Origin of the sequence: Haloechinothrix sp. LS1_15 (genome assembly GCF_033042135.1) — a bacterium.
Lineage (GTDB): Bacteria > Actinomycetota > Actinomycetes > Mycobacteriales > Pseudonocardiaceae > Haloechinothrix.
The window spans coordinates 224,925-246,676 of the sequence record NZ_WBXM01000002.1 but is presented as its reverse complement, the minus strand read 5'-3'; the positions used below and the strand labels follow the sequence as shown (position 1 = coordinate 246,676).

Sequence of the window (21,752 nt, the reverse complement as noted above, 5' to 3'; positions counted from 1 at the left end):
CACCATCAGCGCTGCCCCGCTCCGCTCGCGACCGGCTCGGTCTCGGCCGCGGCCTGCTCGGCGGCCCGCTCCGCGCTCGGCCGCACGTGACGCAGCAGCACGGCCGCCGTGACCGCCAGCCCCGCAGCCAGCAGCGCGCTCACCAGCCCGACCGCGTTCAGCCCCTGGGTGAACGACTCCCGTGCCGGTTCGAGCACCTCGGCCGCCAGCTGCGCGGGCAGCGCCTCCACCGCCGAGATCGCGCCGGGCAACGTGTCGCTCACCGCGCGGCTCACCTCACCGGGCACCGCGTCGGGCACCGAACCCGTCACCTCGGTGCGGTACACCGCAGTGGCGACGCTGCCCATCGTCGCCACACCGAGCGCGACACCGAACTCGCCGCTGGTTTCCGACATCGCCGAGGCCGATCCCGCCTTCTCCTTGGGGGCCGAACCGACGATCAGGTCCGTGGACAGCACCAGCATCGGGCTCAACCCGAAGAAGGCGACGGTGAACCCGGTGACCAGCACGGCGAGCCCGCCAGTGGCCGCGACCTGGGTGAACATCAGGTAGCCGCTGGCCGAGATCAACAGTCCGGCACCGACCACGAACCCCGGCCGCACGCGGCGCGCGATAGCAGGGGCCAGCATGGACCCGGTGACGATGCCCAACGCCGAGGGCACGATCCAGAACGCGGCCTGCAGCGGCGACATCCCCAACACCGATTGGAGGTACTGCGGTACGAGCAGGTTGGCGCCGCCCAGCGTCATCGCGCCGAGCATGAGCACGCACAGCGCCCCGCTGAACGCCCGGTTGGAGAACAGCTGCAGGTCGAGCAACGGGTCGGTAAGCCGCCGCTGCCTGCGCACGAACGCCACACCGAAAGCGAACCCGATCAGCACCGCCAGCAGGGGCGTCGCGTCCAGCCCGTACTTGGCGAGCTGCTTCAGCCCGTAGACCACCGGCAGCGCGGCCGCCAGCGACAGCCCGACGCTGGTGAAGTCCAGCCTGCCCGCGTTCGGGTTGCGGTACTCGGGAAGCAACACCGGCGCCAGCACCAGCAGGATCACCATCACCGGCACGCCGAGCAGGAAGACCGAACCCCACCAGAAGAACTCCAGCATGATGCCGCCGACGACCGGCCCGATCGCGGTGCCGACCGAGAAGCAGGTCATCCAGACCCCGATCCCCACGGCGCGCTGCCGTGGGTCGCGGAACATGTTGCTGATCAGGGACAGGGTGGACGGCATCAGCGTCGCGCCGGCGATACCGAGCAGGGCGCGCGCCACGATCAGCATCTCGGCCGATGTGGAAAACGCCGCGAACACCGACGCGAGCCCGAAAGCGAAGGCGCCGATCATCAGCAGCTTGCGCCTTCCGACGCGATCGCCGAGCGTGCCCATGGTGACCAGGAATCCGGCGATCATGAAGCCGTAGATGTCCATAATCCACAGTTGCTGTGTGCCGCTCGGCTGCAGGTCGGCTCCCAGCTGTGGCAGCGCAAGAAACAGCACGCTGATATCCAGCGCCAGCAGCAGGGTCGGCAGCGCCAGCACCGCCAACCCGATCCATTCCCGCCTGCCTGCCTTCAGCGGCGCCGCATCACCGTCACCGGCCGGTCCGGCCGTTCCGCTCGCCCCTCGTACCTCGTTCTCCGCCATGGCACAGACGTTACGGTTCGGCCACCCCTGATGGCTTCGGTCAGATGACTGGACCCGGTGACTGGGTTGCTGGCACGGGGGTCACCGGCTTGCCAGTAACCGTTCCGGCTGGGCGGGCAACTCGTGCCCGACCAGCGGATGGAGCACCGGGTAGGCACTGGCGTCCCCGGCGAGCACGCCGCCGAGCAGGGTCCTGGTATCCGGGCCGAGGACCAGCTTGGCGTAGCTACCCTCGGTGGCATACGACAGCTCGACCGCCCCGTCCGTCTCTGCGTGCGCGTCACCGAAACTGGCGACCTCGACGCCAAGCATCTTGAGCCTGGTCGAGGTGTCCGCACCGGGAAACGCCCGGCCACGGTCGCCGAGCAGCTGCTGGGCCACCGTCTCGGCCATGCGGTAGCCGGGCGCCACCAGCGGGTAGCAGCGGCCGTTGACCGCGGCGCAATCGCCCACCGCCCAGATACGCGGATCCCCGGTGCGGCAGCGGTCGTCGACCAGGATCCCGCCGCCCTCGGCGACGGCGAGGCCCGCGGCACGGGCGAGCTCGTCACGGGGCGACACCCCCACCGAGAAGATGACCAGCTCCGCGGGCAGGCACTCGCCCGCCGTGGTCACCACACCGCGTACCCGGCCGTCGTCACCTGCCTCGATCGCGGCGAGCTCGGTCCCGCAGTGCGCCTCGATACCACGCTCGGCCACCAGCCGCCGCAGCAGCGCGCCACCACGCCGGTCAACCTGCAACGGCAACAGCCACGGCGCGCGCTCAACCACGCTGACCCGCATGCCGAGGATGCGCAGCGCGTTCGCGGCCTCCAGACCGAGCAGCCCGCCACCGACCACCACCCCGGCACCGCCGGGTGTGGCCGTCTGCCGTATGGCTTCGAGGTCGTCGAGGGTGCGGTACACGAAACACCCTCCCGCACCGGCTCCGGCGACCGGCGGCACGATCGGCCGGGCACCGGTGGCCAGCACCAGCGCGTCGTAGCCGATGCGCTCGCCGCCCTCGGTGATCACCCGGCACGCGTCGCGGTCGATGCCTGCCACCCTGGTGCGCCGCCGCACCTCCACGTTCGGGTTGGCGCTGAACCGCTCACCGGCGAGCCGGAGCTCGTCGGCGCTGCTGCCGTGCAGGTAGGACGACAGCGTCACCCGGTCGTAGGCGGGTCTGGCTTCGTCGGTCAGCAGTACCGTGCGCCAGGTCCCGTCCCGGTCGCGCGAGCTGATCTCCTCGGCCAGCCGGTGGCCGACCATGCCGTGCCCGACGACCACCACGGTGCGCGCCATCTCCCTACACCCCCGCGTGACGCTGCTGCGCGGATCCCGCCGGTGGCCGCGCGACGGCCACGTCGGTGCCCTGCTGCGCCTCACAGATCCGCCGTACCTCGTCGGTGCAGCTGCCGCATCCGGAGGTGGCGCGGGTGGCCTCGGCGAGCTCGGGCACGGTTCGCGCCCCTTCGTGCCACGCCTCGATCAGCGCCCGCTTGGTCACCACACTGCATCGGCACACCACCGCGTCGTCCGGTAGGTCCACCGTGGACTCCGTGTCGGCCGTACCGGTGCCGAGCAGCACCCCCAGCCGGTCGGACGGCACCGGCCGCCGGTCGTCATAGAGCTGGGTGACCGTCGCGATGGCCCGCGGCAGCCCGAGCAGCACCGCGCCTGCCACCCGGTCGTCGCGCAACGTCATCGAGGCGTACCGGCGGCGGGCGCGGTCGGCCAGGGTCACCAACTCCCCACCCGCACCACACCCGGGGACCGCGACGGGATCCACCGCAGCCGTGCCCGCTCCCAGGCAGGCCACGTCGACCTCGCGAGCCTTGAGCCTGGTGAGCACCCGGGATCCGCGGTACCGCGCGTGGCGGCCCGCCAACACCGCCGCCAGCGACGCCGCCTGGTCCCGCGCCGGGCCGAGCTGCGCCGGCATACCGGAGGCGTGTTCCGCGCAGTCGCCGAGCGCCGAGATGTGCGGGTCACTGGTCCGGAGACGGTCGTCGACGAGCACGCCGCCACGGGTGGCCAGGCCCGCCTGCCGCGCCGGATCCGTCACGGGCACCACGCCCGTGCACAGCACCAGAAAAGCAGCAGGCACCCGGGTACCACCGTCCAGGACGAGGTGCCCGTCCCGGTAGGCCACCGCCTGCCGGTCGGCCAGCAGCTCGATGCCGCACTCGCGCAGCCGATCCGCGAGCAGCTCGCCCGCGGCCGGATCGAGCTGCCGGTTCATCGGGTACGGGTGGCGGTGCACCAGGCTCACCCGGCAGCCTCGCCGGGCCAGCGCGAGCGCCGACTCGACACCGAGCACGCCCGCGCCGAGCAACGCCACCCGCTCGCCTCGGACGCGCAGGCAGTCGTCGAGGGTGCGCAGCGTGGTCACGCCGCTCGCGAGCTCTCCCGTCGCCGCGCGTAACCCGGGGATCGCGGGCACGCGCGGCCGCGCGCCGGTGGCCAGCACCAGGTGTCCGTAGCCGAGCGTGCCACGCTCAGGCGTGCCCGTCCCGGTGGTCCGGGTATGAACCAGCCGCCGCCGCGTGTCGATGCGCTCGACCATCACACCGGGCCGCAGCCGCACCCCTGGCCCGGCACGCGGCACCGTGATCGCCTCCGGCTCCAGTTCACCACCGAGGACCGAGGTCAGCAGCGCGCGGTGGTAGCCAGCCCGCCCGTCGGCGTCGATCACGGTGATCTCGCCGCCGTAGCCTTCGTGGCGCAGCCGCTCGACGAGATACTGCGCGGCGGGTCCGTACCCGACGATCACCACGTCACTCATGCGGCCACTCCCTGCGAGGTCGAGGGCAACGGCTCGACCCGCACCGCGCACAGCTTGAAGGCGGGCATCTTACTGCGCGGGTCGAGCTCGGCGCTCGTGATCCGGTTCGCGCTACCGTCTCCGGGGAAGTGGAACGGCAGGAACACGGTGTCGGTGCGGATCGCTCCGCTCACCCGCACCCGCGCGACCGCCGTCCCGCGCGCGGACATTACCCTGGCTAGCTCGCCGTCCGCGAGGCCCAATCGGTGGGCGGTATCGGGGTGGATCTGCACGAACGCCTCGGGATCGATGTCGTTGAGCTCGCCGATCCGGCGCGTCTGCGCCCCCGACTGGTACTGCACCAGTACCCTGCCCGTCGTGGCGTGCAGCGGGAACGAGCCGCTCACCGCCTCGCCACCCTCGGTGTAATCGACGGCACGGAACCGCGCCCTGCCGTCGTCGTGTGCGAAGCCGTCGAGGAACAGCCGCGGCGTGCCCGGGTGCGGCGGGTCCGCTGCCGGGCACGGCCAGTGCAGCGCCTGCCCCGCGTCGAGCCGCTCGTAGGAGATTCCGGAGTAGTCGGCGATCCCGCCGCGCGAGGCGTGGCGCAGCTCATCGAACACCGCGCGGGCCGCTGTCGGGTAGCGCCACGCCGGTTCACCAAGCCGCGTGGCGATGCCCCGCAGCACCTCCAGGTCGCCGCGCGTGCCCGGTGGTGGTTCGCGCAGCCGCCTGCGCCGCAGCACCCGGCCCTCCAGGTTGGTCACCGTCCCTTCCTCCTCCGCCCACTGGGTGACCGGCAGCACCACATCCGCCAGCCGCGCCGTCTCCGACAGCACGAAGTCCGACACGACGAGCAGGTCCAGCTCCGCGAGCCGGTCGGTCACGTGCCGCGCCCTCGGCGCCGACACGGCGGGATTCGAGCCGAACACCAGCAGCGCCCTGGCGCCCGCCGGGGTGCCGAGCCCGTCGAGCAGCTCGTAGGCGCTGGGACCGGGACCGGGGATGTCGTCGACGGCGACCTGCCACACCCCGGCGAGGTGCTCGCGCGCCGCCGGGTCGGTGATCATGCGGTAGCCGGGCAGCTGATCGGCCTTCTGGCCGTGCTCGCGACCGCCCTGCCCGTTGCCCTGCCCGGTCAGGCACCCGTACCCGCTGCCGCGTCTGCCAGGCAACCCGAGCGCGAGCGCGAGGTTGATGAAGCCCGACGCGGTGTCGGTGCCCGTGCTGTGCTGCTCCACCCCCCGCCCGGTCAGCACGTAGGCGCTGCGTGCGGTGGCCAGCAGGCGCACCGCGGCACGCTGCTCGCTCACCGGAACGCCGGTGACCCGCTCGACACGCTCCGGCCACCACGCCATCGCCGCTCGCCGGGCCTCGGCGAAGCCGCTGGTGCGGGTACGGATGTAGTCGTCATCGCACCAACCGTCCACGACGCACAGATGCAGCAGGCCGAGCACCAGCGCCAGGTCCGTGCCGGGCCGTGGCTGCAGGTGCAGCCCGGCCAGCTCCGCGGTCTCCGAACGGCGTGGATCGATCACCACCAGCTCGGCGCCGGAGAGGTGCCGCAGCAGCGGGGGCATCGTCTCGGCCACGTTGCTGCCCGCGAGCAGCACCACGTCCGCGCCAGCGAGGTCGGTCACCGGGAACGGCAACCCCCGGTCGACGCCGAACGCGGCGATTCCCGCCGCCGCGGCGGACGACATGCAGAACCGCCCGTTGTAATCCACCCGGCTGGTGCCCAGCGCGACGCGGGCGAACTTGCCAAGCATGTAGGCCTTCTCGTTGGTCAACCCGCCACCACCGAACACTCCGACAGCGTCACGCCCGTACCGGCGCCGCACGCGGTCGATCCCGCTGGCCACGCGGTCGAGCGCCGCTTCCCAGCTCGCGGGGACCAGGTCGCCGCGAGCGGTCCGCAGCAGCGGGGTGCGCAGCCGGTCCCCGTCGAGCAGCGCCGGCGCGGTCCACCCCTTGCGGCAGAGGCCGCCCTCGTTGACGGAGAAGTCCGATGGGCGCACCGACACCCGGCTGTCCGCCGAGCGTAGCCGCATACCGCATTGCAGCGCGCAGTACGGGCAGTGGGTGGCTACCTCGTGCTGTCCACTCGCGACCTCAGACACGAACGCCCTCCCGTTGGCTCCGGCTCGCTTGCTCCGCGCGTACCTCGGTAGTACGCAGGTACCCGCGGTGCAGGATCAGCAGGCACAGCAGGTAGTACGCCAGGAACCCGGCGAAGGCCGCCACCCCGCTGCTACCTGCCCCGTCGAAGGATGCGCGGAAGGCGAGGTTGATCAGCACACCGCCGAGCGCGCCGATCGCGCCCGCGATGGCCACGGTGGCGCCGGTCAACCGCCGCACCCGCGCCGCGACCGCGCCGTGCCGGGGTGTGCCGACCTGGTCGGCGAAGGCGGTGGGGATCATCTTGTATGTCGAGCCGTTCCCCAGCCCGCTGAGTACGAACAGCAGCACGAACCCGGTGACGAACAGCCCCAGCGAATCCAGCGGCGTCACCAGCACCAGCAGGGCGACGCTGGCCGCCATGCCGAGGAACACCCAGGACGTGACCACCGCGCCACCCAGCCGGTCGGCCAGCCGCCCCCCGACGGGGCGTGCCAGCGAGCCCAACAGCGGTCCGAGAAAGGTGTACGAGGCTGCCTCGAACGCCGTCGCGCCGAGCTGGTGCTGCAGAACCAGGCCGAACGCGAAGCTGTAGCCGATGAACGAGCCGAACGTGCCGACGTAGAGCGCGGAGATCAGCCAGGTGTGGCGGTAGGCCAGCGCCTCACGGAGTGCACCTCGACCACCCGCGGACCGGTCGACCGGGTCGACGTTGTCCATGAACAGCGCTGCCAGCACCGTGGCGAGCACGATGACCGGCAGGTAGATCCCCGCCACGTACGCGGGATGGGTGTCGCCTACTGTGGCGATCACCAGCAGCCCCACCACGTGTACGACCGCTACCCCGATGTTGCCGCCGCCCGCGTTGAGGCCAAGCGCCCATCCCTGGTGCCGCCGCGGGTAAAGGTGCGCGACGTTTGTCATCGAGGAGGCGAAACACCCCCCGCCGAGACCGGTCAGCGCGCCGATGAGTACGAACACCCACATCGGTGTGCCGGGCTGTTGCACGAAATACCAGGCGAGCAAGGTCGGGACGAGGAGGATCGCGGTGCTGAACACGGTCCACGTGCGCCCGCCCCAGCGGATCACCGCGTAGCTGTACGGCAGCCGCAGTACCGCGCCCACCAGGGTGGGTACCAGCACGAGGAGGAACTTCTCCCCTGCGGTGAAGTCGAACCCGATCTCCGGCGACAGGAACAACACCAGGACCGACCAAATGCTCCAGATCGAGAAGCCGACGTGCTCGGTCACGATCGACACGACGAGGTTCCGCCGCGCGATCAGCTTGCCGCTGCGGTCCCAGAACTCACCGTCCTCCGGATCCCACTCCCGCACCCAGCGGCACGGTACGCGCGTCCGTGGCTTCACCCTCGGCAACCCCTTCCGTACGGGCGGCGTGGCAACACCGCGTTTCGAGATCCCCGCTGTCCTCCGCTGCGGTACCTGGAGGCCACGCGCGACAGCGGCGCGCCGACCAGCTCGATGCGGTACATCACCGCCGGTCGGCGCGCCCCGTCAACGGGCAGAGCCGGTTCCGATCAACCGCTCACCGTCTCCCGCTCACCCCGCTCGATCCGCCGCGCGAGCTCGAGCCGCTTGATCTTGGTCGTGGCGGTTTGCGGCAACCGGCCGTTGCGCCACTGCACCGGGTCGGCCATCGCGGGCAGGTCGGCCACGGCTGCCCGCCAGGCGTCCCGATCCAGTGGGCGGTCGTCCTTGGTGCACACCACCGGGATGGGCGGACCGTCGGTGGCAGGCACGATGATGACCTCGGCGAGCTCGTCGAGCCGCACGAACAGCGCGTCCTCGACCGCGAGTGTGCTGCCGAAGCCGGGGATCTCGTCCACCTCGCGGTCCAGCAGGTGCAGGCATCCCCAGCGGGTGCGGTAGCCGAGGTCGCCCATACGCCACCAGCCACCGTTGCGCTGCTTGTCGTAGCGTTCCTGCTCGCCGAGGTAGGTCACGATACGGCCATCGGTGCGTACTTCGATGTAGCCGGGCGAATCCTCCGTCGGTCGCTTACCGTCCCTGCTGACCACCCGCATCCCGGTCATGCCGGGGAACGGGTAGCCGACGCAGCGCCCGTTCATCTTGTGCGCCCGCGGCCTGGTGTAGCCGCGGCCGATGAGCGGTCCGCACTCGCTCTGGCCGTAGATCTGCCAGAAAACGGGGAAGCGCCTGCGCGAGGACCGCAGCAACCGCTGCACCGTCCTGGGATGGATGGCGTCGAAAGTGCTGCTGAAACAGCCCACGTTCGCCATCGGCTCACGCGGGTCGTCGGCCAGCTCTTCCCACTCCATGAACGAGTTGGGGTGGGCTTCGATGAAGCCGGGCCTGGCCGACTCGAACGTACTCGCGACGTTCTCCGGGTCCGAATCGGCCAGCACCAGCAGCGGGAATCCGCGCAGTACCGGCACGCTCAGTGCGGTGAACATCCTGGAGTGCACGAAGGACACGTGGACCGCGACGGTCTGCCGCTTGCGGACAAGGCGGAACAGCGCGGCCTGCGGACGGTAGCGGGCCTGCAGGGTGAACCCGGTGTGCACCGCCAACTTCGGCGTGCCGGTGGTGCCCGAGGTGTGGGTGATCAGCGTGGGGTGGTCGGCAGGCATAGTCACCGGGGACACGCGCTCCACCCCGCGCAACGAGTCGAGCGAGACGGCGTCCGGGTGGCTGCCCGATGCCAGCACCACCCGCTCGGCCAGGTCGAACACCGTCGCGGGCAGGCTCGTCTCCAGCTTGGCACCGTCGGTGAGCAGGTACGGCCGGTCCACGCGGCGCAGTAGCTCTGCCACCGTCTCGCCGTCCAGCTTCGGCGACAGCAACGCGGGGACCGCGCCGATACGAACAACGGCGCAGGCGAGCAGCGTGATGTCGAAGCCGTCGCTCTTGTGCACCAGCACCCGCTGCCTCGGCCGGACCCCGCATGCCCATAGCCGCGAGGCCAGCTCGGCCACGAGTTCGGCGGCGTCTGTCACCCGCAGCTGCCTACCGAGCTCGGGCGCGACGTCCAGATCGTGGTCGAGGGTGATCGTGTTGCCTGGGTGCCGTGCCGCGGCCCGGTCGAGCAAGGTACCCAACCGGATACCCCGATTTCCTATCCGTTGCAGAAACACGGTCGGTCGCCCTCCCTCAACGGCCCTCGATGACCTTCTTGATTCGTTGCAGCGTGACGTCGAGGTCACCCCGCAACTTCTCGCCCCACTCGTCGAAGAATCGCTGCTTCTCCGCCTCGTCCATCCCGGATACGATCTTGTGGATCCCTTCGGTCGGGGTGTCCATCCGGAAATGGTGAGTGAGCACGCATCCCGACCCCGACGGCGTCATGTCGAATCCCCACACGCTGTTCTGATTCTCGCCTGCGTGGGTGAGCATGGCCCAGCGGAACGTCCGTCCGGGCTCCGCGGCGATCACCCGTGCCTCGGTGTACCAGGTGCCGCGCACGAGCGGGGCCCAGGCCACCACGTCCTCGCTACGCAGGTTCTCGCCACGGAAGACGGACCCGACCTCCGCGGGCTCGCCGGAGACCCACTCGCCGCCCATGGTTTCCGGGCTCCACTCCCCGCTACGCGGCAGGTCGCTGACCACCGAATACACCTCGCGCGGGGTGGCTGAAATGTAGATGTCGGCGCTCATTGCAAAAATCGGGCTCTTGGTGAGTACTGATTCGGTCATACCGGAACCATCGCACCGAGCAATTCTGGAGGTCAACGAGAAAATCCAGGATATGTCAGGTTGGAGAAGCGCTCGAATGCCACTCCGAGAACCGCTCGAACGACGGTCGAATCATTCTGGAGAGAACACCACGAGACCGCACGGTCACGGTACATTATTCGCGTGAGCGACGGCGCTTTCCGATCGCGGCACGCCTCGCGATCGCGCCACCACCGATCCGCTGCGAGTCAGCCGCGAGTCAGCGACGAAAAGGTGTCATGATGCGCGCAGCCTACATCGAACAGCTCGGCCCACCGGAGAACATCCAGTACGGGCCGGTGCCGGATCCCCGGCCTGGTCCCACCGATGTCCTCGTCGACGTGGCCGCCACCACCGTCAACCCGGTCGACACGTTCGTGCGTTCCGGCCTGTACCGCACACCGGTCGAGTTCCCGTTCGTCATCGGACGGGACCTGGTGGGCACCGTGGCCGAAGCCGGGCCGGGAGCGGCCGGTTTCCGCGAAGGGGACGCGGTCTGGTGCAACAGCCTCGGCCACGGCGGCCGCCAGGGAGCGGCGGCCGAACGCGCCGTGGTGCCAGCCGACCGGCTGTACCACCTGCCTGCCGGGGCCACGGCCGAGGACGCGGTGGCCGTGGCCCACCCCGCGGGCACCGCGTACCTGGCGCTGTTCCCGCACGGCGGGCTGTCGGCGGGCGAGACCGTGGTCGTCGAGGGCGCCGCTGGCAACGTGGGCAGCGCCATCGTCACGATGGCGCTGCGGGCGGGCGCCCGCGTGGTCGCAACCGCGAGCGCTGCCGATCACCTCTACTGCAAGGCGCTCGGCGCCGACGAGGTCATCGACTACCGCGACCCGGACTCCGCCCGGCTACTCGGCGCCGCCTGTCCGCGAGGGGCGGACCTCTACCTCGACACGTCTGGCAACAACGACCTGGACCGGGCGATCACGCTGCTCGCGCCGCGCGGCAGGATCGTGTTGCTCGCAGGCGTGCGCGCGGAGCCGGTGCTGCCGGTTGGCAGGCTCTACATGAACGACAGCTCCATCCGGGGATTCGTCATCTCGCACGCCACCACCGCGGAGCTTGCCGCAGCGGCTCGCGTGATCAACCAGCTGCTCGCCGACGGCACCCTGCGGCCTCGCGCGGTCGAGCAGCGCCCGCTGAGCGCCGCGCGGGAGACGCACGACCGGATGGAACGCGGTGAGCTGCACGGCACCCGCGTCGTGCTCCGCACCCCCGCAACCGAGGCCACCGCTACCCGGCACGCCCCGGAGGCCGGGCACTGAACGAGCCGCCGGGCCACGGCGGACGCGACGCCGTGGCCCGGCGCGCCACCCGGAACCGCCCGCTGGGCGTGATGTCGTGTCAGGACGCCCTCGGCAGCTCCCGGTACGTCGAGCCGTCCAGCAGCCCCCGCAGCGCCGTGCCGAGGATGCGGACACCGTCCAGCGACAGCACGGACTCGGCGTGGAACTGGAAGGACGCGACGTTCCTGCCGCGCAGGGCGTGCACTTCCCCGGTGGCGGGATCCCTGCTCACCTCAATGGGTCCCGCGACATCGTGGTGGAAGGAGCCGGTGTCGCAGCGCGCGGCGAACGTGTTGTAGAAACCCACCCGCTCCCGCCTACCGAACACCTCGACTTCTCGCTGAATCCCCTGGTTGGGCACCGTCCTGCGCACCACCTCCAGCCCGAGCTCCCTGGCGAGCACCTGGTGGCTCAGGCACACCGCGAGGAACGGCCGTTGCTCGACAAGCAGCGAGCGCACCGCCTGGCGCAGGTGAGCTATCTTGGGATGCGCATCCTCACGCGGATCCCCTGGGCCGGGGCCGAGCACCACCAGGTCGTCGCCAACCAGGGTGTAGCTCTCGTCGAACCGCCGCACCGTCACCGCCAGTCCCAGCGACCGGAGCTGCTGGTCCAGCATCGCGGTGAAGGTGTCCTCGGCGTCGATGACCAGCACGCCCCGACCCGCCAGGGCCGGATCGGGCCCGGAACGCCCGGCTCCGGACAGCCAGAAGTCCGCGATCGGCACATTGCGCTGCTCGAGCGCCTCGCGCACGCTCGGATGCTCCGCGAAGCGGCTGCCCCCGCCAGAACCCAGCGCCGCAAGCATACCCGCGGCCTTCGCACGAGTTTCCTCCACTTCGGACGTAGGATCCGAATGACGGACCAGCGTGGCACCAACGCCGAGAGTCAGCTTGCCCGAGCGGTCGATATCCGCGGTACGGATCAGGATCGCGGAATCCATGGTGCGTCTGCCCAGCTCATCCCTGCCGATCGTGGCGAGCGCACCGCTGTAGTACCCGCGCCCCGCTGGCTCGTACCGCGCGATCACCCGCGAGGCGCTCTCCAGGGGACTCCCGGTCACGGTGGGGGCGAACATCGTCTCGCGCAGGATCTCCCTGGGATCGCGGGTACTGCGGCCTTCGATGAAGTACTCGGTGTGGGCAAGGCGCGCCATCTCCTTCAGGTAGGGCCCGACCACCCGGCCGCCACCCTCGCACACCCTGGCCATCATCTTGAGTTCCTCGTCCAACACCATGTAGAGTTCCTCGGCCTCCTTCCGGTCGGCGAGGAAATCCATGATCTCGTCGAGGCTGGGTCCACAAGCGGGATACCGGTAAGTGCCGCTGATCGGGTTCATCACCGCGACCGACCGGTGCAGGCTGATGTGCCGTTCCGGGCTCGCCCCTACCAGGGTGCGCTCGCCGGTGTGCACGATGAAGGTCCAGTAGGCGCCCGTCTCCTGCTGCAGCAGCCGCCGGAACAGCGCCAGGGCGGTGCGCGGTCCGTAGTTGCCGATGTCGGCGACGAACGACCGCTTGATGACGAAGTTAGCCCCGTCCCCCTCGCCGATCGCGTCGGCGAGCACGCTGCGCACGATCCCGGCGTAGCCGTCGTCGTCGATGTCGAAGTGTCCGCCGGACAGCGCGATCGGCTCGTCCGGCAGCGCAGCCAGCGCAGTAGCCAGCGGCACCGTCCGCTGCTCGGTCACGGGCAGCGCCAGCAACGGGGTACCGTCGTCGACGCAGGCGAAGCCGCGCTCGGCGATCTGGTGATACGGCAGGATGGCGAGCACGTCGTGCCTGGCCTGCCCGGTCGGCCGGAGGTCCTCGGGCACCGGGATGTCGGCCAGGCTCGCCACCTCGAGGGTCTCGCAGACCAGCACCTCCACCGCAGTGGTGCCCACGGTTTCCGGACGGTGGAGTACGGCAAACGCGGGCACGTGCCCGCCCGCGACACGTTCGAGCAGGTCCTCGCGACTCGCTGCGTTACTCCCGGCCGCCCTCATACCGCGATCCTTCCCGCACTGCGGTGCTCCTCGATCCTGCCTGCCATACCAGCCGTGGCCGCGTTGTCTGCCGTGCCGACCGCGGCGAGCTGGCCGAGCAGCCCGTCGGTGGTGCCCACCACGGCGCAGCGCTGCGCCGCGTACCACAGCGCCAAGCGGTGGTACTCGGCGGTGAAGTCGGCGATCCCGTCGGCAGCGAGAAACGGCTGGATGTCCCTGGTGAACGCATCGAGGGTGGTCATGAGCACGCCGACGTGCGCGTACACGCCGCAGACAACGATCTGATCCCTATCTTCCTCGCGGATCCGTCGCGCCAGGTCCGAGTGGTAGAACGCGCTGTACCGCCACTTCGTGAAGATCCAGTCATCGGGGCCCGGCGTCAGCGCGTCGATCACCCTCCTGTCCTCGCTGCTCACGCCCATGCCGGGGCCCCAGAAGTCGTGCAGGAGCCCCCGCTGGGTACGGGTCATGCCACCGGGCTGGACGGTGTAGGCGATCGGCACCCCGAGCGCGGCGCACCGCGCCCGCAACCGTGCGATGTGCCGCACCAGCGCGTCACGCAACGGCGGCACCGGATCGAACGGGCGCAGGAAGTACTCCTGCATGTCGTGGATGAGCAGCACCGCCCTGTCCGGGTCGAGCTCCCACCGGGCAACGTTGCCCGGCAGCTCGGCTGCGGTCGGCATCGCGTACTGCTCGATCTGCGGGATCGACGACATGGATTGCCTTCCTCTCGATACGGTTCGGCTGCCGATTAACTACCGAGGCTCGCCCCACCATCAACCGTGAGTGCGTGGAGCGTGATATGACCGGCCTCACTGGAAAGCAGGAAGACCACGGCTTCTGCCACATCGGACGGACGGGCGATCTTCCCAAGTGGGATCCCGACTTTGTACGCCTCCGGGATTCCCTTGATCGTTGCCTGCTCGCCGGACTCGTCCTGCCACATGGAACGCAGCATCGGGGTCGCCGTCGATCCCGGTGCTACCACATTGCAGCGGATGCCGTACCTGGCAACCTCGAGGCCGAGGCTCTTGGTGAACATGGTTGCTGCTGCCTTGGATGCTCCGTAGGCGGCCATCTCCGTGCGAGGCGTTCCGGCCGCATTGGACGTGACCGTCACGATCGCTCCCCGCTCTCTCGGGATCATGCGATTGACCGCCGCCCGCGACATGTGGAACACACCGTTGACGTTCACCGCGAACGTCGTCTCCCAGTCCTCGTCCGTCAGGCTCCTCGCCTCCCCGAGGCGAAGCACACCGGCGGCGTTGACCAGGAAGTCGAGCGGGCCCATGCCGTGCTCTACCGCCGCTACGGTTCCCTCGACCTCGGCGGAGTTGGACACGTCGGTAGGGAACGCCTCGACGTGCAACCCGTCCGCGTTCAGCTTGTCGACCGCGTCCCTGAGCGCGCCGGGTTCCCTGTCGACCGCGGCTACGGTCGAACCGCGCTGCCCGAGTGCCCTGGAGATCGCGATGCCGATCCCCCCTGCGGCACCCGTCACCAGCGCAACCGTATTGTCCATGGGTCAGGCCCTCCCTTGTCGTGCTGGTACGCGCGGCCCGGCCGCGCTCGCGGGCACGCCTCGTCCGGTCACCTCCGCCAGGCCGACACCACGCGCACGGCCTGGTCCGGGTTCAGTCGCGGATCGCAGAAGCTCGTGTAGTACGTGCCGACCCGGTCGGTCTCCGACTCGTCGGCGACGCATTCCGTCACCGGGTCGGGCGTCGTCTCCAGGTGCATGCCGCCTGCCACGCCGCCCGACGATCGGACCGCGTCCAGGAAGGCCTCAACCTCGAGCACCATCTCGGTCACATAGCGGGTCTTCCAGCCGCTGGTCGTCGTGACGGTGTTGCCGTGCATCGGATCGCACAGCCAGATCACCGGATGGCCCGCCTGCCGTACGGCGCTCACCAGATCCGGCAACCGTTCGGCGACACTGCGGGCGCCCATCCGAACGATGAAGGTCAGGCGGCCGGGATCGCGATCCGGATCCAGCCGCTCGCACAGCCCGAGCACGTCGTCGACCTCGGCCTTCGGGCCGAGCTTGCAGGCGACCGGGTTGTCGATGCCCGCGAGCAGCGACACGTGCGCTCCGTCGACCTCGCGTGTACGCTCACCGACCCACGGCCAGTGCGTCGAGGTCAGCAGCCTGCTCCCGTTGCCGTCGGTGCGGATCATGGGGATCTCGTAATCCAGCAGCAGGGCCTCGTGGCTCGTCCACACGGGCGGCTCCATACATCGCCGCGCGGCGGTACGCCGCCATCCCAGGTGCTCCACGATGTCGTTGGCTGCCATATACCCGGTCAGCAGCCGCAGCGGGTCCGCTCTCCTGCTCTCGGCATCCGGGTCAGGGGCGTTGACCATGTGGCCGCGATAGACCGGGAGCTCGATGCCGCCGACCAGCTCCGTCGCGTTGGAACGGGGCTTACCGAACTGGCCTGCCAGCCTGCCCACCCGCAGCACCGGCCCGTAGGTCGCCATCTTCATCGCGCCCGCGAGCATGTCGAGCAGAGCGTGCTTGCGCCCGACGTACTCGGCGGTGCATTCGTCCGGATCCTCGGAACAGTCCCCGCACTGCAACACCGTCGCCTCGCCGCCTGCGACCCGTGCTAGCAGCGAGCGCAGCGTACGCGTATCGCTCGCCCGTACCAGCGGCGGCCGACCTGCCAGCTCGCGGCGCACCCGCGCCAGCTGCGCCGCGCTACTCCACTCGGGCTGCTGCAACGCGGGTTTCGAGTCGTGCTTGACAAGCGCGTGGTCCACACATACCTCCCCTGGTTAACGTCGAGTTCCCACGTAAAGGCCCTTGCCGGACAGTCCGCAGGCGAAGTACTCGACGCGCAAGCCCGCGCCCTCGAGGGCGCGTTCGTACTCCTGCCTGGGGAACAGCTTGCAGATGTGCTCCTCGGTGAAGTGCCGGATACCGCCCTCGGGTTCGGCGACGACGTAGTGCACCTGCATGTGTGACGCGTCCGGAAGCCGCGACGCGTGCGAGACCCGAGCGATCGTCCTGTTGTCCACAGTAATCACATCGCCCGAGATGTGTCCCGGGGTGAAGGTGTCGGGCTGCCACCACGGTTCGAGCACCACGACCCCGCCTTTGCTGGTGTGCTCGGCGAATCGCCGCACTGTGGTGTGCAGCTCGTCGACCGAGTCGACGTAGCCGATCGAGCCGAACAGGCAGATCACCGCGTCGAAGGTATCCCCGAGGGAGAGGGTGCGCATATCACCGTGGTGCAGCTCCACCTCTGGCATTTTGGCCTTCGCCATCGCGAGCATGGACTCGGACAGCTCCAGCCCGGCCACCCGGTCGAAACTGCCTGCGAGATGCTCGAGGTGAGCACCCGTGCCGCAGGCGATGTCCAGCAGCGTGCTCGCGGTCGGGTTCCGCTCGGCGATCAGCCGGCGCACGAAGCGCGCCTCCGCCGCGAAGTCCTTGCCGCGCTCGGCGTGCAGCAGATCATAGAGTTCCGCGGCGTCATGACCGTACATAGTCTTACCTCACTTTGCTCATCTCTGTGGGCGTTTCGGCAGAACGCCAACCGGCCGGGCCGGTGGTCGGGTCGTTTCTCGGGATCCCGCGCGTCACGCGGCTTGCTCGAGCGGTCGGGGAAGCTCGCCCGCGGCCACGCGGACCGCCTCGACGACGCTGGTGACGTCGTGTTCCGGCATGTGCGGGCCCATGGGCAGGCTCAGCACCTCGCGGGCGAGGCTTTCGGCTCGCGGGAACGATCCGCGCGTCCAGCCGTGGTCCGCGTAAGCCTGTGCCAGGTGGTTCGGTACCGGGTAGTGCACCAGGGTGTCGATCCCCCTGGCCGACAGCAGCTCGCGCAGCCGGTCACGCGCCCCGCACCGGATCACGAACAAATGCCACACCGGGTTCGCCCACGACGCGACGCTCGGTAGCGTGATGCCCTCGATCCCGGCCAGCTCGGCACGGTACCGGGTGGCGACCGAGCGCCGTCTGGCGTTCCACGAATCGAGGTGGCCCAGCTTGACGCGCAGCGCGGCGGCCTGTACCTCGTCGAGCCGCGAGTTGGTGGCACGGACCTCGTGCCGGTATTTCTGCCGCGAACCGTAGTTCCGCAGCATGCGCACCCGGTCGGCAAGCGCGGCGTCCGAGGTGACCACCGCACCGCCGTCGCCGAGGGCCCCGAGGTTCTTGCCGGGATAGAAGCTGAACGCCGTCGCCGTGGCGCGGGAGCCGACGCGTTGCCCGTGGTACCGGGCCCCGTGCGCCTGGGCGGCATCGTCCACCACGGCGAGCCCGTGCCGCTCGGCGACCCGCTCGATCGGCTCGAGGTCGGCCGGATGCCCGTACAGGTGCACCGGCATGATGACCCTCGTCCGCGACGTGACGGCCGCGGAGACACGGTCCGGGTCCATAGTCGACCACCGCTCGTCCGGCTCGACGGGCACCGGCGTCGCCCCGACGGCCGAGACGGCGAGCCACGTGGCGATGAACGTGTGCGACGGCACGATGACCTCGTCGCCACGTCCCACGTCCAGCGCCCGCAGCGTCAGTTCGAGCGCGTCAGCGCCGCTACCCACACCGACACAGTGCGAGGTCTCGCAGTACGCGGCGAACTCCGACTCGAACTCAGCCAGCTCGGGCCCGAGCAGGTACCACCCGGATCTGGCTACCCGGCACATCGCCTGCTCGATCAGCGGGCCGAGCTCCGCGTGCACCGCCTTGACGTCAAGGAAGGGAACGGTCATGCCACGCTCCTCGCTGCTCGCAAGAACTCCTCGTAGTCGCGGTAGTAATCCGCCTCGTCGTAATGCATGGAGGCCAGCACCAGACCCACTGCGCCACTGGAGAAGCCGAGCAGGTCACGCCACACCATCGGCCCGATGTACAGCCCCGTGCTCGGCCGGTCGAGATGGAAGCGAGCCTGGCGGTAGCCGTCGTCGACCATCACGTCGAACTCGCCGTGCAACGCGATCACGAGCTGTTCGAGCTCGCGATGACCGTGCGCTCCCCTGACCGTCGCGTTCGGTAGGTCGTAGAGGTAGTAGACCCGTTTGATGTCGAACGCCACGTCCTTGTCGGCTTCCACAACGGACAGGCGACCACGTGGGTCGACGTACTCCGGAAGCTCGATGAGGCGGCACGGGTTGATGCGCCCAACCACACCGGATCCGGCATGTACCGTTCTCATCGTCATCGGGACACCACCAACTTCTCCAGTACGGGCACCACCTCATTGGGGGTGGGGAAGGAGTTGATCTCGGCAGCCAGCTCCCGCGAGCGATTCCGGTACGACGGGTCGGTAAGCAGCTCCACGCAGGCCGAGGAGATCCGTTCCAGCGTCTGCGCCTCGCGTTCGAGGGTGATGCCCGCGCCGTACTCGGCAAGCCGACGCGACTCGTCCACCGACGGCGACTGCAGGATCAGCAGCTGTGGCACGCCGGCGCTCAGCGCCGTCATCCCGGTGACGCCCCCGGCGTGGTGCACAACGAGGTCGCAGGTCGGCGCGACGAGGTCCAGCGGGACCCAGCCCGCGTGAACCTCGGGGCATTCCGCCCTGAGCTCGGCGGCGATCTCCTCGGGCGCGGCGACCACGATCTCGGCATCCAGGGGCGCCAGGTTGCGGGCGAGCTCGCGGAAGAAGTCGACGGAGCCGTCACCCTCGCCGACCCGGCTGCCCGCGGTGATCAGCACGCGCCGCCGGTCCCCCTTGCCGAACATCCACGGTTCCAGCGCACGCTGCTGGTTCACCGGAACCCATCGCATCATCTGGGCCTGCGGCTCGCTCACGGGCAGCAAGCTCAGTGGAGCGACCTCGATCCGCAGGTCGGGTTCCGGGAGTCCCCGCAGGCCGAGTTCCCGGATCGACGGCCACAGCGCCCGCTCGGCTCCCTCGTCGTAGGAGGTCGGATCGTTGGCGTCCCAGGACTGCCGCACCGAGGGGATGCCGAGCTGCCTGGCCAGGAACGGCGCTGCGTAGTTGAGCGTTCCCCCGACCACGAGATCCGGCTCCCAGTGCCGGGCGATCTCTCGCAACCGGGGAAGGCTCTCCGCGGCGAGCTCGCCGTACCAGTGGCCGACCCTGCGCTTTTCCTCCTCCGGATCGTCCGGCCGTACCTGACCGCCGAAGCGGATCTCGGTCACCGTGTCTCCGCCGTTGCGCGACTCGCGCACGTCCGCGTCCTCGTGCGCGAACCGCTGCTTGCTCCTCGACGAGATCACCACGGGCGGCAACCCGAGGCTCGCCACGACGGGAGCCACCGCTTCCATCGTGGCGACCAGCACGCCGTGTCCCGCGCTCCGCGTCGCCGTGGCGAGCGAGGCGCTCGAGAAGATCGGCGCCCTGCTGCCTCCTGCCATGAACAAGACCTTCATCGTGCTCTCTCCCTGTGCCGTACCGTGCTACCTTCCGGAAACCCGGCCACGAAAAAGTGCCGGGGAGGCTCTCGCCGTCCCCGGCACTTTCCGGTGTCGGTGTTCTGTTGTCGGGCCGGTACCACCGGCCCGGGCATTCCCCTGTTCCGTACCGCCCGGTCAGCGGTACGGAACTGTCGATCTCAGGCGTTGTACGGTCGTTTCGCCCGCGCTTCGGAAAGCGCGAGCGCCCACCAGGACAGTTGATCGAGCATCGCCTTCGCCGCACCGTGCGCGGCGTCCGAATCCCTCAGCTGACCGCTGTCGTCGAACTGATCCCACGCGTCGTGAAAGCTCACGGCCTCGCGAATGGTCACCGCGTGAAGCTCGCCAAGCACCGGAATCAGCTGCTCCACCGAGCGCATGCCACCCGCACGACCGCCGTAGGAGACGAAACCGACCGGCTTGGCCTGCCATTCCTCGAAATGCCAGTCGATGAGGCTCTTCAGCGAGGCCGGGTAACCGCGGTTGTATTCCGGGGTGACCATGACGAAGGCATCCGCCGCCGCGAGCCGCGGGGTCACCGCGGCCACCTCGGCAGGAGGCTCATCCGTCAGCACGACCGGAAGGTCGGCCTCGGCCAGGTCGATGACGTCGATGGAGAACCTGCCGAAGGCCTCCGCCTCTCGTACGAACCACCGGGCCACCGTCGGACCGAAACGTCCTTCCCGGACACTGCCGATAATGATCGCCAGGCGCAGTACGCCTGCATCCATGCTTACTCCTCTCCTCCGGCGCGTGACAGGATCACTCTATACATCACCGGACGTGTGGTGCTCAAGTTTCGCTCGTCCCGCGTGAGAAGACCATCGCGGCGTGCGCGGCCGAGGCGAGCGTGACATGCCGGTGCCAGCCGCGTAGCGACCCCCCTGTGAAGTCCCCAATGCCCACGCGGTCGGCGATGTGCAGGCGATCGTCATCCACCCGCTGGACCAGCATGCTCATCCGACGCAGTACCCCGGCGGCGACGTCGCTGTGGGTAGCTAGCCACAGCTGGGCGGTCACTTTCGTCCCGGTGCCGCCGAATGCCACCAGTGACGCACTGACGGCTTCACCCGCGTGGGTGCCCGGCTGTCCCGGAACCCGTACCGTGGCCACCGCGGCCTCCGAGCCGTCACTGCCGGACGCGAACCGCCCGCGAGCCATGCCAACGAGCTCACCCGCAGGCATGCCGCGATCGGCAGCGCGCGAGGCCGAACAGGCCGGATGCAGCAGCGTGCCCGCCCCGATCCGCAACAGCACCGGCAAGCCGAGCGCCGCCAGCCCACCGACCAGGGCGGGGACATCACTGCCCCTGGCATCCATCACCACAGGGCGCGGCCGGAGCCCCCAGTCCCGTACGAGCTCGGCGCAACTTCCCACCACCCCCTCGAGGACCGATTCCGGTCGCTGCGGGGTGCTACGCGGCAGCGACCCTTTCCCCTGCCGGTGATGATCACCGGCAGGCCGCAACCGCCAGTTGACGGGAACGCTGGCCCGCCGCCACGCGGACCAGACACCGAGCACCCAGCGGGCGTTCCTCGGCGGCCGCATGGGGCGCACCACCCAAGCGTGGTCGGGGGCGGTGACCGCGACATATCGCGCGAGCGTCCGGCGTACCGGGGTCCAGTCCCATGTAGATTCGCAGATAAAGTGATGTAATCGCTGCTCGGCGGCGCGCCCGCTCACCGCCGCCGCGATGTTGCGAATAGACTTGCGACCGTGGGTAGCGAGCAGCCCGTCGAGGTACTCCCGCGCTCGCTTCCGCTGGTCGGCGCGCGGTAACGAGGCGAACAGCGAGGCGCGCAGCTCGTCGAGGCCGCCCGCCGGTTCCGCTACCGGCTGCCGAGGTACCGGTACCGACGCCACCGGTGGCCGCGGTCGGGGCTTCGTGGGGGAGTTGCCGTGCATGGTG

General features: G+C 69.8%; 18 protein-coding genes. 1 reads left to right on the top strand and 17 read right to left on the bottom strand.

What is annotated here, in order from left to right; all coding sequences use genetic code 11:
• Positions 1-5: 5 nt before the first annotated feature.
• The 7 genes from F8178_RS03985 to F8178_RS03955 all read right to left on the bottom strand — a co-directional run bounded on the left by F8178_RS03985 (position 6) and on the right by F8178_RS03955 (position 10,179).
• Positions 6-1,640: an MFS transporter gene (locus F8178_RS03985; protein ID WP_317493252.1), complete on the bottom strand. Its 1,635-nt coding sequence runs from the start codon at positions 1,638-1,640 to the stop codon at positions 6-8.
• Positions 1,641-1,721: 81 nt separating this feature from the next.
• The gene (locus F8178_RS03980) at positions 1,722-2,924 is read right to left on the bottom strand and encodes an FAD-dependent oxidoreductase (RefSeq protein ID WP_317493251.1); all 1,203 of its coding nucleotides are present in this window, start codon (positions 2,922-2,924) and stop codon (positions 1,722-1,724) included.
• Positions 2,925-2,928: 4 nt separating this feature from the next.
• Positions 2,929-4,407 carry an FAD-dependent oxidoreductase gene (locus F8178_RS03975; protein ID WP_317493250.1) on the bottom strand — a complete coding sequence of 493 codons (1,479 nt, stop codon included), beginning with the start codon at positions 4,405-4,407 and terminating at the stop codon, positions 2,929-2,931.
• A complete protein-coding gene (locus F8178_RS03970) occupies positions 4,404-6,506 on the bottom strand; it encodes a molybdopterin oxidoreductase family protein (RefSeq protein ID WP_317493249.1) in 2,103 nt (700 codons plus the stop codon). Before F8178_RS03970 ends, F8178_RS03975 begins: the two co-directional genes overlap by 4 nt.
• Entirely contained in the window at positions 6,499-7,839 is a 1,341-nt protein-coding gene (locus F8178_RS03965) for a nitrate/nitrite transporter (protein ID WP_317493248.1), read from the bottom strand. Before F8178_RS03965 ends, F8178_RS03970 begins: the two co-directional genes overlap by 8 nt.
• A gap of 203 nt (positions 7,840-8,042) precedes the next feature.
• Positions 8,043-9,584, bottom strand: coding sequence for a class I adenylate-forming enzyme family protein (locus tag F8178_RS03960; protein WP_317493247.1), 1,542 nt, complete (start codon positions 9,582-9,584; stop codon positions 8,043-8,045).
• Positions 9,585-9,636: 52 nt separating this feature from the next.
• Positions 9,637-10,179: an SRPBCC family protein gene (locus F8178_RS03955; RefSeq protein WP_317493246.1), complete on the bottom strand. Its 543-nt coding sequence runs from the start codon at positions 10,177-10,179 to the stop codon at positions 9,637-9,639.
• Between the two features lie 257 nt (positions 10,180-10,436).
• Here F8178_RS03955 and F8178_RS03950 point away from each other — a divergent pair, with 257 nt between their 5' ends.
• Positions 10,437-11,462 carry an NADPH:quinone reductase gene (locus F8178_RS03950; RefSeq protein WP_317493245.1) on the top strand — a complete coding sequence of 342 codons (1,026 nt, stop codon included), beginning with the start codon at positions 10,437-10,439 and terminating at the stop codon, positions 11,460-11,462.
• 79 nt (positions 11,463-11,541) lie between these two features.
• Here the strand turns inward: F8178_RS03950 and F8178_RS03945 are convergent, their stop codons facing one another.
• From F8178_RS03945 to F8178_RS03900, 10 genes are all read right to left on the bottom strand, one after another.
• Positions 11,542-13,470, bottom strand: coding sequence for a chorismate-binding protein (locus tag F8178_RS03945; protein WP_317493244.1), 1,929 nt, complete (start codon positions 13,468-13,470; stop codon positions 11,542-11,544).
• Complete coding sequence (locus F8178_RS03940; RefSeq protein WP_317493243.1) at positions 13,467-14,189, bottom strand: isochorismatase family protein; 723 nt, start codon at positions 14,187-14,189, stop codon at positions 13,467-13,469. Before F8178_RS03940 ends, F8178_RS03945 begins: the two co-directional genes overlap by 4 nt.
• A 35-nt stretch (positions 14,190-14,224) precedes the next feature.
• Positions 14,225-14,995: a 2,3-dihydro-2,3-dihydroxybenzoate dehydrogenase gene (locus F8178_RS03935; protein WP_317493242.1), complete on the bottom strand. Its 771-nt coding sequence runs from the start codon at positions 14,993-14,995 to the stop codon at positions 14,225-14,227.
• A 68-nt stretch (positions 14,996-15,063) separates the two neighbouring features.
• The gene (locus tag F8178_RS03930; RefSeq protein ID WP_317493241.1) at positions 15,064-16,236 is read right to left on the bottom strand and encodes a 3-deoxy-7-phosphoheptulonate synthase; all 1,173 of its coding nucleotides are present in this window, start codon (positions 16,234-16,236) and stop codon (positions 15,064-15,066) included.
• A gap of 15 nt (positions 16,237-16,251) precedes the next feature.
• Positions 16,252-16,965: a class I SAM-dependent methyltransferase gene (locus F8178_RS03925; protein ID WP_317493240.1), complete on the bottom strand. Its 714-nt coding sequence runs from the start codon at positions 16,963-16,965 to the stop codon at positions 16,252-16,254.
• 93 nt (positions 16,966-17,058) lie between these two features.
• Positions 17,059-18,192, bottom strand: coding sequence for a DegT/DnrJ/EryC1/StrS family aminotransferase (locus F8178_RS03920; RefSeq protein ID WP_317493239.1), 1,134 nt, complete (start codon positions 18,190-18,192; stop codon positions 17,059-17,061).
• Complete coding sequence (locus F8178_RS03915; protein ID WP_317493238.1) at positions 18,189-18,641, bottom strand: FdtA/QdtA family cupin domain-containing protein; 453 nt, start codon at positions 18,639-18,641, stop codon at positions 18,189-18,191. The genes F8178_RS03920 and F8178_RS03915 overlap by 4 nt, the downstream gene beginning before the upstream one ends.
• Positions 18,638-19,819 (bottom strand): nucleotide disphospho-sugar-binding domain-containing protein, encoded by a 1,182-nt coding sequence (locus F8178_RS03910; protein ID WP_317493237.1) that lies wholly within the window; start codon positions 19,817-19,819, stop codon positions 18,638-18,640. The genes F8178_RS03915 and F8178_RS03910 overlap by 4 nt, the downstream gene beginning before the upstream one ends.
• 182 nt (positions 19,820-20,001) lie before the next feature.
• Complete coding sequence (locus F8178_RS03905) at positions 20,002-20,574, bottom strand: NAD(P)H-dependent oxidoreductase (protein WP_317493236.1); 573 nt, start codon at positions 20,572-20,574, stop codon at positions 20,002-20,004.
• A gap of 61 nt (positions 20,575-20,635) precedes the next feature.
• Complete coding sequence (locus F8178_RS03900; RefSeq protein WP_317493235.1) at positions 20,636-21,748, bottom strand: transposase; 1,113 nt, start codon at positions 21,746-21,748, stop codon at positions 20,636-20,638.
• Between the last annotated feature and the right edge of the window lie 4 nt (positions 21,749-21,752).